Consider the following 12549-nt stretch of genomic DNA (forward strand, 5'->3'; position numbering starts at 1 on the left):
ATTGACCACTCGCCGGAAATACTACTGCAGGAAAGGGTTTGAAATACGCTCGCGTCCCAGAGTGGACTCAGGTCCGTGCCCGGGCAGAAAGGTTACGTCATCACCTAACGGCAAAAGCTTAGTTTTAATGGCTTTGATTAAATCGCTGTGACTGCCCTGCGGAAAATCGGTACGTCCAACGCCGCCGTTGAAAATGACGTCGCCTGAAATCAACAGGCGTGAGGCGCGATTATAAAAGACAATATGGCCGGGGGTATGGCCAGGACAAAGCAGGATCTCGAGCAGCAAATTACCTACCTGCACGGTCTCACCCTCTTCCAGCCAGCGATCGGGCGTCAGCGGAGCGCAGTTGGGAAAACCAAACATCTGAGACTGTGTGGGCAGCCCCTCAAGCCAGAACGTATCCGCCTTGTGCGGACCAACGACCGGGACGCCGTAAAACTTAGCCAGCTCTGCGGCGGCACCCACATGATCAAGATGACCGTGCGTCAGCAGGATCTGGCTGACGGTAACACCCTGCTCTGTAACCTGCGCCTGTATTTTCCCGGCGTCGCCACCAGGATCGACAATCGCTGCCGTGTTCGTCTCGGGGCACCAGATTAGCGAACAGTTCTGCTCAAACGACGTCACCGGAATAGTTTGATAATTCATAACGCTCCATTACCGGCTCATCGGAGGACTTACCGGGATCTCATTACGACCAGCTCCGTACCGGGCCGGTATCAATATGCACAAAGTTACTTCTTGGATAGTATCCTACACCACCCGCCCGCATGGAAAGCGCGGCCTTGCGAACATTGCTTAATGAAACGCCTTCAATGTGGAAATCCATTGCCTGTCCGAGCGTATGAAAGCTGTGCTTCGCCACGCCTTTGCTGTGAGTGCGCAGGGCATTATTGGTCGCCAGAGAACGATAACCTGAAATGAGTTGTACCGGTTTACGGGTATCAAGCATCGCCTGGAGGCGGTAAAGATGGTCGAAGAGGCGGGGATCGATGCTCTTGATCTGATTAGCCCGGTAGTCGCGGAAAAAATGGTTTAGCCGCGTAAGCTCATCTTTATCGTAACTTTTACCGTTAAAAAACTCGGTCTTAAGCGTTTCACCGGTATTGAGATTATTGAGCGTTAAAATACGGGGGCGGGAGGTGGAAAGCGAGGCGAAAGCCTGTCCGGGGAGCAGTGCGCAACCGAGAGCCGCGCCGCCCAGCGTCAGCCATCTGCGGCGTTGAGAGTCGAATTTATCCATCAGTCAGTATTACCCAGCATAAATGGTCAGATAGAGTGCGAAATAGTTAACGTTCGCAACCATAACCGCGACCATCTGGTGAGTCAACCCGTGGAAAGTGAGCAACGCAGCAAGAGTCTGAAACTCCTGCTGCGCAGTTGAGCTTATCGTTTGACGACAAAAAACGTTAACTCCTGTTTAATCAGTTATTAGAGCAATAACTGACCAGCAGCTGCCAGTGCCTGCGCCCCGGAACGTGCGGTGTTATCATAATTGTAAATATCTGTACGATACTGCGGCTCACCGTCGTCGGCTATCCACGCTGTCAGATAATAGAGATTGACCGGAATACGATGCCTGATAGGGACATAGCGGGTATCGCCCTCTTTCAGGGTGCTGGAAATGCGCACATTATTCCAGCCAGCATCCTGCAGCAGCAAATTAGCAAGATCGGAAGCTTTGTTCACCCTGACGCAGCCTGAGCTGAGCGCGCGGATGTCTTTCTGGAAAAGATTATGGTTCGGCGTATCGTGCAGATAGATAGCATCCGAGCTGGGCATATTAAATTTGTAGCGGCCAAGCGAGTTTGTTGCGCCCGGCGCCTGGCGGATGCGATAAGGGAAAGAGGCTGCGGAAATTATATTCCAGTCAATGGTTGTGGGATCGATAACCTGCGCCTCGCTGTCCCATCCCGAAAGCAGCTGGTAGTTGTGCTTATAAAGATAGGAGGGATCAAGCTTCACTTTAGGCACAATATCCTTGCGCACCAGAGTGGTCGGCACATTCCACGGTGGATTCAGCACCACGTTATTCAGGGCGCTGCGCATTAGCGGCGTTTTACGATCCGGACGTCCAACTATCACCCTCGATGCCAAAATCTGATTGCCATTGAGATAGTAGATCAGCGAATAGTTGGGAATATTGACCATAATGCCGTTGTGCATGTCATCAGGCAGCAACCGCAGCCGCTGAATATTCAGCGCCAGAAGCGCCGCCCGCCGCTGCGGCGAAACGTTAAGCCACTCACGGGTACGCAGGCCGATAGCACCGTCGGCTTCCAGCCCCTGCCAGCGCTGGAAGCGCTTCACGGCGGCAACCAAATCTTCGGAATAGACCAGGGTCGGGTTCGCGGGAGGCGCAGCGCCCTGAAGATCGCCGGCCGCATTGGGCGTATCGGCTTTCACACCCCCAGACTGCGGCGATGCTGACGGGCTCACCGCCACGTTGACATCGCTGACGCTGACCGGCACGGTCGAGGTTGGTACAGCATCCTCATCCGGCCTGGGTACCTGTGCATCGGCTGAGAGCATACCGGTACGCTGCAAAATTTCACGCAGCGCAGGGACGCTGTCACTCATCTGGCCCGGCCGCAGAGTCTCCCGCCCCGACAATTGAGGCCAGGGATGGGTATCTGCCAGCAGCGTTTTAAGCGCCTGGTGCATACGTGGGTACTGGGGGTGCTGTGGGGCCAGCGAAGTGATAAAGGCTTCATCGCGTCCTGCCGCTACGGCTCTCTGCCACTGATTAATCACCGACTGTCCAGGCGCCTCAATCTTGTAAGGCACATTGCTATAGAGCCAGGTCTCTCCTTTAAGCGGTACATTCGAGACGAATTGCAGATAGCCCAGCATGGCATCCGACAGAACTGTATCCCGCGCCTGCCCGGTAACGGCCGGGTCGGTCAGCAGTTTTATCCATTGCGTAAACTGTGGCTGAACGCCCGATATGGCGACTTCGGCCAGCTGCTGTTGAAACTGCCGGACGGCCTGACGATCCTGCCACATCGGGCGCATACCATGACTGGCATAGATCGACGCCAGCTGGCTGAGATAGAAAGGGCGATAACCGGCTGGCAGGTTTGCCAATAGCTGTGACTGAGCCTGAGAGTGGGTTACTGATACGTTAACCGGCGCGGAGACAGGGGGAATACCTGCCACGGCGGGGTGACTCCCCCCCAGGGAGAGCGCCAGACAACAACCCAACAGGGATAACCTTGCAGTAAACGATTTTGCCAGCAACATCCCTTGCCTCCTGAGCAATGTCTGAACGAACGGGCCTTCACTTCGTGGTGATTATTATAAGTGTAGAAAAGAAAACGGCATCAGCGTGAACCGCTAATGCCGTAGGTAGAGTAATCTGCCGCCAGCTTTTTATCTATATCTGACCGCGGAAAATTTCACCCGCGCTCAGGACGAAGCCAGGTGCTCGGGCGCCTCGTCTGTCATATTCGCGGCAGTCGGTTCCGCAGCAAAACCGCGCAGCCCCACTACGTGAACGTGTTCGACATTATTAACCACTTTACGCACCAGTTTATAGGTAGTTCCCTTCTCCGGACTGATGTTTTCCGGCGCAGCGATGATCAGCTGCATTCCCAGGCGGTCGCACAGTTCAAACAGCGTGGCGATGGATTTCGCATCAAGGCGCGCGGCTTCATCAAGGAACAGCAGTCGACAAGGAGAAATATCCTTGCCGCGCAGGCGTCGTGACTCCTCTTCCCAGCTCTGCACCACCATGACCAGAATAGACATCCCGGTACCGATCGCTTCGCCGGTTGAGAGCGCCCCACTCTCTGCTCGTAGCCAGCCATCAGAACCGCGATTTACCTCAACTTCCATTTCAAGGTAGTTACGGTAATCCAGCAGCTCTTCACCGATGGTTTGCGGCGTACGCTGTCCCATATCAATCTGCGGGTTCAGGCGCTGATAGAGTTTAGCCAGCGCCTCTGAGAAGGTCAGGCGATTGCTGTTAAACAGATCCTGATGCTGCTCATGCTCTTCCGACAGCACGTCCAGCAGCGTCGCATGAGTTTCCCGCACGTTAACGTTGAGCCGGACGCTTTTCACCTGGCCAAAGCTGACGCTTTGCAGCCCCTGGTTGAGCTGGCGAATACGGTTCTGCTCGCGCTGAATGGTTTTGCGGATAATGTTCGCCGCGCTGCGCGAGCTGATTGCCAGCATCTTCTCGCGCGCCGTCAGCTCTTCGGTCAGACGGCCCAGCTCAATTTCCATCTGCTCAATCGCTTCGACCGGATCGTCGGTGCGGATAATATCCTGCCGGATACGCTCACGCAGGTGCTGATAAACGGCGATAAAGAACTGAATTTTGCGCTCAGGACGTTTAGGATCCTCCGACAGGCGCAGGATGTCGCGCAGGTGCTCATTGTCTGCCACCGCCAGACGCAGCGCACCCAGCGCCTTATCCGACATGGATCGCAACTCATCTCCGCCCAGATAGGCCAGCTCGCGGCGATGCAGCCTGCGCTCAACGCCGTTATCTTTCACCAGGCGCAATACTGCCACCCAGCCAGACTTGGCGCTCACCACCTGCTCACGGCTCTGGTGGTAGTCACGTTCTACGCGACGCAGTTTTTTCTGAAGCGCATCCATTTCTGCTTCACAGAAGGTGAGCTGTTTTTCCAGCTGATTGCGCCGTGCGCGGTTGTTGCTCAGGGCGGTATAGAGTTCATCGCGGCGCAGGCGCGCGCGCTCTTCGGCGCTGGCATCGGCCTGAACGCCGATATCCTGCATCTCCTGCTGAAGCTCTTTCAACATATCGCGCTTGGCGTCGTAAGAACTTTTCAGCGACGCCAGCACCTGAGAATACTGGGTAAACTGCGCCTGATGACCACGCAGCTTTTCACGCGCCCGCGCCCGCTCAGCCTCGGCGTGTTCAAGACGCTGACGCAGCTTCTCATTCAGATCGCTATTGCCATCCAGCATACCCGCCGAATCCACATAGCCAAAATGCGCCCGACGCTGGACGACTTCGGTCAGGGCAAACGCCTGCTGACGTGCATCGCGCTGCACCTGACTGGCCTGGGCATAGTCAAGCTTGAGCTGCTCGTGCTGCCCGGGATCGCTTTGCAGCACCGAAAGCAGCGGCTCAAGCTTCGCCAGGGCGCTTCCCTGCTGTTGCAGGAAACGGGCCGCTTCCTGCGCTTCGTCCAGCCGCTCCAGCAGCTCGTCGTAACGATCCTGGAGCGTTTCATCCATCAGCAGGCTGACGCGAGGCATCAGACGGTTCAGCTGAGAAATGCCCTCCTTCGCCTGTTCAAACTGCTGACGCTGCTGCTGATTTTCCTCTTCATGCGCACTTATTGCGCGCTCCAGCTCCGCGCGACGCGCATTGTGCTGGCGCAGAGCGGCTTCCGGATCCGGGTCAAAGGCCACACCGAGATGGGTGCCGATAAAGCGGCTGAACGACTGATGCAGTCGCTGCGTTTTCTGCACGTCAAAGGAGAGCGTGGCATAGCGTTCGGCCAGCGTCTCACGCTCCGCATGCAGGAGTTCAAGCTGATTTTCACGGGCTGCGCGGCCAAACAGCGGCACTTTTGGAAAGCGGGAGTAGCGCCACTGGCGCTCACCCGACTTCACCACCACCGCTTTATTCAGCTCCTCGACGTTAAATACGCTGTCGTCAAACGACTGCGGATCCCCTTCGATGAGATAGAGATCCTCGGGACACTCCTCCAGCCCATCCAGCTGCTCACGGATCCGCGACAGATCGGGAACGACAATCGCGTGGCGGGCAGGACCGTAAAGCGCCGAGAAGTACGGGGCATCGTCGATCGTCACATCGTCATAAATTTCTGACAGCAGCACGCCGCCAAAGCGCTCGGCCAGCGTATTCAGGCGAGCGTCTTCGGCCCCTCCCGGCTGGCTGAGACGTTCGATTTTGTTCTCAACCCTGCGTTTGCGGCTGGAAACCTCGTCACGCTCAACGGTCAGTTCACGCTCGCGCTCCAGCAGCATCTGCATAAACTCAGTCACCTGCTGGCTGTTTTCCAGCGCCTGCCCCGACTGTTCACTCAGCTGGCTGAGAATATCCTGCGCGGCCAGCCACTGCGGTGCCTGCCGCGTCAGGCGGGCGATGCGTTCACGCACCTGTTCCAGCTCCTGACGCATCTCCATGCGGCGTTCACCGGCATCCGCAACGCTTTCGCCCAGCGCCTCGATTTGAGCCTCCAGGCCGTGCTGCAATCCTTCAAGCTCCTGCGGATCGACCTGCTGACCCTGGCGCTTGCAGAAATCATTCAGCAGCCGCTCCGCATCCTGCTGCTCGCGCAGCCGCTGCTCCATTTCGGTCAGGCGCCCACGCAGGGACTGAAGCTGGTCGGCGTGGTAGCGCTGATTACTGGCGTCGCGCAGCAGCTCGCGCCCGGTCTGATACGCTTCGCTGCGGCTGACGGGTCCGGCAATGCGGGTCACCAGTTCAAACGCCTGTTCAAACTGGCTGTGCGCCGCCCCGGCCACGCTCATTTTCTGTTCCAGCATCAGCAGGCGTTCTGTCGCCTCCTGCTCTTTTGCCTGGAACGTTTCCTGCCACTCTTCCGCATTTTCCACGCTCAGAGCGGGGATCTGGCAGAGCTGCTGCGCGCGTTGCAGCGCCTGCAGCGCCTGCTGATACTGAATCGCGCGGGTTTGCTGCACATCCAGCGCCTGCTGATAGTCAGCAAGCTGGCTTTTCAGTTCATCAACCTCCAGCTCCGCCGCCTCAGCGCGCGCCTCGTTGTCCTCATGCACCTCGCGCGCTTCGGCCACGACCTCGCTCTGCTCCTCCAGCCGGAAGGTCAGTTCGTCGATATCACCTTCATAGCGTTCGATTTTTTCCTGCTGACGCATGGCGGTCTGTACCAGACTGAGATGATCGCTGGCACTCTGGTAGTCAGTTTCAAGGTCGCTTTCCGCTGCGCTGTGCTCAGCCAGTTCGCGCGACATATCAACGTGCCGATACTGCTCGGCGGCAAGCTGTTTGCGGCTGCTTAGCAGTTCACTGCGCTGTAGCAGCGCGCCATCAAGATGAATACGACGCTCGTTGGCGTGACGCATATAGTCCGCAGCAACGTAGCTGGTCGCTTCTGAAATCAGGTGCTTGAACAGATCGCGATCGGACTGCGTGACGCGGATAGCCTCAAGGGTCATGCGGTTTTCGCGCAGGGCGGCTTCCATATCCTGAAACGCCTTGCGCACGCCGCTGTTTTCCGGCAGCAGGTAATCGCGCAGCGAGCGGGTAATCGCGCTGGATATACCGCCGTAAAGCGAGGCTTCAATCAGGCGGTAGTATTTGCTACGATCTGCCGCTGAGCGCAGGCGTCGGGCCACGATGCCCATATCAAACATCATGGAGTGGTAGTCGGTAATGGAGTTGTACTGCTTAAACTGTACGCTCTCCATCGCTTCGAACTTCTCTTTCAGCTCGCTGAGCGGCAGGACCCGCGCCTGACGCGCGTTGACGGTTTCGGTAAGAATTTCCGTCGGGTTGATTGAGGTCGGCAGTCCGTGAATGCTGAAAGGCTTGATATCGACCTTGCGATCGCGCCCGGCAACCTGTTGCAGACGTACGCCAACGATCACCCGCTGGTGCACCGAGTTGACCACGTCCAGTGCCGCATAGCAGACGCCTGGGCGCAGCTTACCGTGCAGCCCCTTGTCGCGGGAGCCGGAAGTGGCGCCCGCCTCGGTAGTATTACGGAAGTGAAGCAGCGTCAGATCGGGGATCAGCGCGGTGATAAATGCAGCCATGGTGGTGGACTTACCGGCACCGTTACCGCCGGAAAGCGTGGTGACCAGCTCATCGAGATCGAAGGTTCGGGCAAAAAAACCGTTCCAGTTGACCAGCGTCAGCGAGCGAAATTTTCCGCGTTCAATCATTCCTGTTCATCCTCTGCGTTGTCGGAGGGGTGATTCTGCGCCTCTCCTTCCCCATCGCTTTCATCATTCAGCATCAGGCCGCCATCAATCGCCATCGCCTCACCGTCCCTGATCATTCTCAGCTGGGCTGCACGCGCGTCGTCTCCGCTGCGTACGTCGGCTCCAAAGCGAAACACCGATTCAATAATGCGAAACTTGCTGCTGTCATTGGCCATAAACCACACCATGCCCAGGCGTCGCAGGCGATTGAGCGACGCGCGCATTTTTTCCTGCAGCTTCTGGCGGTCCAGATCGGAACCGGTTGAGCGCTGGTTAACCAGCTTCAGCAGCTTGCTTTCATCTGCCAGCGTCACCAGTTCGTCATACAGCTCCTGCTGGGTGAAGATTCCCTCATTTGCCAGCCGCTCCGGACTGAGATAGAGGTAGCAGAGGATCTTGCCTACCATCATATCCAGCTCTGAGAGCACCGAGCGCGGGATCAGCGTAGTTGAACGCGGTCGCAGATAGAAAAAACCTTCGGGTGCGCGGATAAGCTCAACGTGATAGCGCGCGTAGAACTCTTCCAGATACTCCTGGTAATCCATCAGAAAAGCGTGGTTGTCCAGCTCTTCAATCCCGACGTGTCGGCCCGCTCTTAGCTGGCTGTCCAGCGCCGGGAAAAGTGGGTTAGCCAGCGCCTGCGCCAGCTTAACCGGCATTACTTGTTCAATATTTATCGATGACATGCGCCTGCACCCTGGCTCCGTAATCATTAATGACCTGCCACTCAGCGGGCAGGCCGGAGAAATCTGCTTCAGCCACGCCTAAGCGAACGGCCTGATCGACAACGATTCGCGCCACGTCAAAATGGCGCGCGCGCGGATACTGCTCCAGATAATCACGCATTACCGCACCGAGATTGAGCGGTTTTTGCTGCGCCTTATAGATGGCCAGCGCCTCGGCAATCATGGCGGCCAGCTGCTCGCGGATCTCGCTGAACTCTTCGTATTCCAGCTCGGAAGGCAGCTCGCCGGTCACCTCTTCGTTGCGCAGCGTCAGCTCTTCATCACGCACGTCATACAGGCGATCGGCATTGGCGTAGGTTAACGCCCAAGGCTGATCGAAATAGTTTTGTACCGACTGGCGAAGTCGTTGCGCAAATACGCGGTTTTTATCCATATCAATGGCGGTACGGATAAATTTATGGACGTGGCGATCGTAACCGATCCACAGGTCAATGGCCTGCTGGCCCCAGCTGATAATTCGGTCAAGCTTGTTTTGCAGATCGAACACCAGCTTGTCAATGAAGCCCAGATCGGGGCTGTTCATGGTCGCATCCTGAATGCGTAGCAGATTAGCCTGTAGTTTGTCGCCCGCGGCTTCCAGCGTGTCCTGTAGCTCGCGCAGCGTACCCGAGGTTTCATTAAGCAACAGTTCGCAGCTGGAGATGGCCGCGCGCCAGTCCTTATTCAGCAGCTGCGCGATATCGTCTTTCACCGCCTGCTGCTGCTCATCCATGATGCGCTGGGTAATGTCGATACTGTCAAAAATTTCCGCCACGGAGTATTTCAACGGAGCAAAGACATTACGGTGCCAGTGAAACTCATCGCCATCTTCCGCCGCTGCGTCCGCCGCGCGCTTGAGTTCGCCCGCAACGATAGAGAGCTGCATTGAGAGTCTGAGCGTGGAAAATTCGCGCTGGCGAATGTAGTAGTCCGTAATACCGATCGCCAGCGGGGTCAGCCGGTAAATGGCGTTGCCTTCGGAAAATTCACTGGTAAAGCGGTTAAGCAGGCGCTGCCGCACCATGTCGTTGATAGCATTATTGGCACGACTGGTCAGCGTTTCGCTGGTTTGTTCAAATCCTTCACTGACGTGACGGAAGGCATCAATCAGTTCACCTTCGCTCATTTCACCGTCCATACGCTCCCCGTTAAGGGTGGCTATGGCCAGCAAAAACGCCAGCCTTTCGGTAGGCAGTGAGACGGAAAAGTCATTTTTTCGCGCCCAGGCGACCAGCTCCGGTACGGTCTGGGAAAGTTCACTCATGGTTCGTCCTGTTTGTGGGTTTCCGCGCGGTAACGTGGATGTAACGGCCCAAACTTAAAAAGGGTTCCTGACGACAAAAACGTTTCTCCAGCGCCAGAATCTCGTCAAATCGCTCAGTCTGCTTGTTTTTATCGCGCAGGTAGTCGTGAAATACGCGAACGCCGGCTTTATTTTCTATGCTGAACCCGGCCTCCTCCAGCCAGCGATAGACCTGCTGTGGGTCACGGGGGAAATCGGGAGAGAGTGTTTTTCGCTTACGTTTGCGCAAATCCGCCTGCATATAACCAAAATTCCCCAGCACCAGAGTTTGCATCATCAGGCCGTTGAGATTGTAAAACATCAGCGACAGTACGCCGCCTGGAGCCAGCGCGTCATAGAGTGCCGCAAGAACGGCCTCGGGATCTGCCACCCATTCCAGCACCGCGTGAAACAATACCAGATCGGCAGGTTTATCCAAATGTTGTGCAACCTGTTGTGCGCTAATTTGTTTAAATTGCATGTTGTCGCTCACACCTTTTTCTTCGGCATGACCACGCGCGCGCGTTAACATCTCGCCGGAGAGATCGCAGAGCAGCACGTTATGGCCCCTGGCAGCCAGGCCACAGGCGGTTTGCCCTTCGCCGCCGCCCGCATCGAGAACCTGCAGCGCGCCCGATGGCAGCGTTGCCAGAATATCCTCAAGCTCCTGCCAGACGATGGCCTGCCGGATGCGGCCTTTGGTGGTACCGTAAATATTCTTAGAAAATTTTTCAGCGATATCATCAAAGTTGCGATCCTGCTGCATGTTCTGGCTCCGGCGGTTCGGTAGGTGATTCAGGGCGCTATTTTGACATACACTGGCGGAGAATGAACCTTTCAGTCGCCGCTTCGCTTTTGGGTGGCGTTTTTTCGGACAAATGGAGCTTTTTTCCATGCTTTTTGCGTTAAAAAAAGCGATTGGCGGGCTGTTGCTGCCCCTGCCCGCGCTGCTGATTCTCATGGCAGGAGGGATTTTATTACTCTGGTTCAGCCGCTGGCAGAAAACGGGCAAAATTACCCTCTCCGTTGCCTGGCTGCTGCTGCTGGCGCTGAGCCTGCAGCCGGTGGCGGATTTACTGCTGGCACCGATTGAAAACCAGTATCCCGCCTGGAGAGACCAGCAGAAGGTCGACTACGTTGTGGTCCTGGGCGGCGGCTATACCTGGAATGCCGCGTGGGCGCCCAGCGCCAATATGCTGAATAACAGCCTGCCCCGTCTGGCAGAGGGGATCCGACTGTGGCGTGAGAATCCGGGATCTAAAATGATCTTTACCGGTGCCGCTGCACAGACCAATCCGGTTAGCTCCGCAGAGGTTACTGCCCGCGTTGCACAGTCGCTGGGTGTGCCGGAGGCGGATATTATTCGCCTGGATAAACCGCGAGATACCGGGCAGGAAGCCCGTGAAGTGGCAAAAGTGGTCGGCGACCGCCCTTTCCTGCTGGTGACCTCAGCGTCACACCTGCCGAGGGCAATGATTTTCTTTCATCAGCAGGGACTGCATCCTCTGCCTGCGCCAGCAAACCAGCTGGCTATCGACTCCCCGCTGAATATCTGGGAGAAAGTACTGCCCTCTCCGCAGTGGCTGGGGCACAGCGATCGGGCCCTGTACGAAACAATGGGCCGACTCTGGCAGCGGATGACGGCGGGCAGTGACCCGGATTTAGCTAAGCCAGGGGAGCAGTGAACGTGCGGCGCGGTCGAATGTCGCCCGATCGAACTGACCGAAATGTATCAGGCTGTCAATCTGATCCCACATCAGGTAGAGCCAGCGCCGGGCGATAAAGCCTTCGTCTACGGGCGCCCGCTGAAGATAGCGATATAACAGTGATTCTGCCGGCCCCTCCTCACACAGGCGAAAAAGGTCATACTCACGCGGTGCCCAGAGCATCCGACCGGGATCGCAGATCGACAGCAGTCGATCGTCCCGGCTCTTAATCAGGCTGCGCAGCCTGAGATCGCCATGCACCAGCACGCAGGGATCCTTAAAGGCGGCCATCAGGCCGGCAAGAGCTTTACGACTGCGCTTCAGCACGGCGTAGTCCTGCTGCGACAGTGCCTTCGGCTGCATAAATCCCAGCGTGGACCACAGTACCGAGACGCGCTGCGCATACCACGTGGGCCAGGTGTTCTCCTGCGTGCTGTCGACGCTGCCCACCAGCCCGTGGCTCTCCACCCGATGCCAGGTCAGGAGGGCATCGACGATCTGATCCCGGAGCTGATGCCAGCGGGCCGGAGAACGCGCAGGGGCCTCCACCGATACGCCCTCCATCCTTTCGATAAGCAGGACCTCATGCTGCGGCGGCCGCTGACTGGTCACCAGTCCCCAGACCCGCGGCATATGCACGGTACCCTCCCGCGCCAGTATTGAGAGTTTACCGGCTTCCTGCGCGGCCATCCCTTTGACGGTGAAATATTTCGCCACCAGCGGCATGGAGTGGCCCTCCCGGTCGTACAGGAAGTAAAGGCTGGCGTAAGGCTGTTTGCTGATGCGCTCCAGGCGACTGAGATGCTCGCCCAGTACCAGCGACAGTTCGGAAAGAAGCTGTTCCATTACTTCTCCTCAGCGGTGTAAACGAGGCTATTGGGTTTACAGATCGTGGCGGCGGTGAGGCAGAGTGATGAGCGGA

Annotated in this window: 9 protein-coding genes; 1 reads left to right on the plus strand and 8 read right to left on the minus strand. The window is 57.0% G+C overall.

Translation table 11 applies throughout. From position 1 onward, the window contains the following. Nucleotides 1-21: 21 nt before the first annotated feature. The 7 genes from ACLRGG_RS12945 to cmoM form a co-directional block, all read right to left on the minus strand. Nucleotides 22-651 carry an MBL fold metallo-hydrolase gene (locus ACLRGG_RS12945; protein WP_416250153.1) on the minus strand — a complete coding sequence of 210 codons (630 nt, stop codon included), beginning with the start codon at nt 649-651 and terminating at the stop codon, nt 22-24. 43 nt (nt 652-694) lie between these two features. Then, on the minus strand, nt 695-1246 hold the full coding sequence (gene mepK / locus ACLRGG_RS12950; protein WP_416250154.1) for a peptidoglycan L,D-endopeptidase MepK: 552 nt from the start codon (nt 1244-1246) through the stop codon (nt 695-697). 188 nt (nt 1247-1434) lie between these two features. Next, nucleotides 1435-3246, minus strand: coding sequence for a L,D-transpeptidase (gene ldtD, locus ACLRGG_RS12955; protein ID WP_416250155.1), 1812 nt, complete (start codon nt 3244-3246; stop codon nt 1435-1437). A 165-nt stretch (nt 3247-3411) separates the two neighbouring features. Beyond that, complete coding sequence (gene mukB / locus ACLRGG_RS12960; RefSeq protein WP_416250156.1) at nt 3412-7875, minus strand: chromosome partition protein MukB; 4464 nt, start codon at nt 7873-7875, stop codon at nt 3412-3414. After that, nucleotides 7872-8600, minus strand: a complete 729-nt coding sequence (gene mukE, locus ACLRGG_RS12965) for a chromosome partition protein MukE (RefSeq protein WP_416250157.1) — start codon at nt 8598-8600, stop codon at nt 7872-7874. The genes mukB and mukE overlap by 4 nt, the downstream gene beginning before the upstream one ends. Next, nucleotides 8581-9903, minus strand: coding sequence for a chromosome partition protein MukF (gene mukF / locus ACLRGG_RS12970; RefSeq protein WP_416250158.1), 1323 nt, complete (start codon nt 9901-9903; stop codon nt 8581-8583). The genes mukE and mukF overlap by 20 nt, the downstream gene beginning before the upstream one ends. Beyond that, nucleotides 9896-10687, minus strand: coding sequence for a tRNA uridine 5-oxyacetic acid(34) methyltransferase CmoM (gene cmoM, locus ACLRGG_RS12975; RefSeq protein WP_416250159.1), 792 nt, complete (start codon nt 10685-10687; stop codon nt 9896-9898). Before cmoM ends, mukF begins: the two co-directional genes overlap by 8 nt. 127 nt (nt 10688-10814) lie before the next feature. Here cmoM and elyC point away from each other — a divergent pair, with 127 nt between their 5' ends. Further along, the gene (elyC, locus tag ACLRGG_RS12980; RefSeq protein ID WP_416250160.1) at nt 10815-11606 is read left to right on the plus strand and encodes an envelope biogenesis factor ElyC; all 792 of its coding nucleotides are present in this window, start codon (nt 10815-10817) and stop codon (nt 11604-11606) included. Here the strand turns inward: elyC and ACLRGG_RS12985 are convergent. After that, complete coding sequence (locus ACLRGG_RS12985; protein ID WP_416250161.1) at nt 11583-12473, minus strand: YcbJ family phosphotransferase; 891 nt, start codon at nt 12471-12473, stop codon at nt 11583-11585. The two genes, elyC and ACLRGG_RS12985, sit on opposite strands and share 24 nt — an antisense overlap. Between the last annotated feature and the right edge of the window lie 76 nt (nt 12474-12549).

Source organism: Erwinia sp. PPS120, assembly GCF_047918655.1.
GTDB classification, from domain to species: domain Bacteria; phylum Pseudomonadota; class Gammaproteobacteria; order Enterobacterales; family Enterobacteriaceae; genus Erwinia; species Erwinia tasmaniensis_A.

Excerpts from the sequence above, each read along its gene's own strand:
- ACLRGG_RS12945 (WP_416250153.1), bottom strand. The coding sequence starts at position 651 with ATGAATTATCAAACTATTCCGGTGACGTCGTTTGAGCAGAACTGTTCG.
- mepK (WP_416250154.1), bottom strand. The coding sequence starts at position 1,246 with ATGGATAAATTCGACTCTCAACGCCGCAGATGGCTGACGCTGGGCGGC.
- ldtD (WP_416250155.1), bottom strand. The coding sequence starts at position 3,246 with ATGTTGCTGGCAAAATCGTTTACTGCAAGGTTATCCCTGTTGGGTTGT.
- mukB (WP_416250156.1), bottom strand. The coding sequence starts at position 7,875 with ATGATTGAACGCGGAAAATTTCGCTCGCTGACGCTGGTCAACTGGAAC.
- mukE (WP_416250157.1), bottom strand. The coding sequence starts at position 8,600 with ATGTCATCGATAAATATTGAACAAGTAATGCCGGTTAAGCTGGCGCAG.
- mukF (WP_416250158.1), bottom strand. The coding sequence starts at position 9,903 with ATGAGTGAACTTTCCCAGACCGTACCGGAGCTGGTCGCCTGGGCGCGA.
- cmoM (WP_416250159.1), bottom strand. The coding sequence starts at position 10,687 with ATGCAGCAGGATCGCAACTTTGATGATATCGCTGAAAAATTTTCTAAG.
- elyC (WP_416250160.1), top strand. The coding sequence starts at position 10,815 with ATGCTTTTTGCGTTAAAAAAAGCGATTGGCGGGCTGTTGCTGCCCCTG.
- ACLRGG_RS12985 (WP_416250161.1), bottom strand. The coding sequence starts at position 12,473 with ATGGAACAGCTTCTTTCCGAACTGTCGCTGGTACTGGGCGAGCATCTC.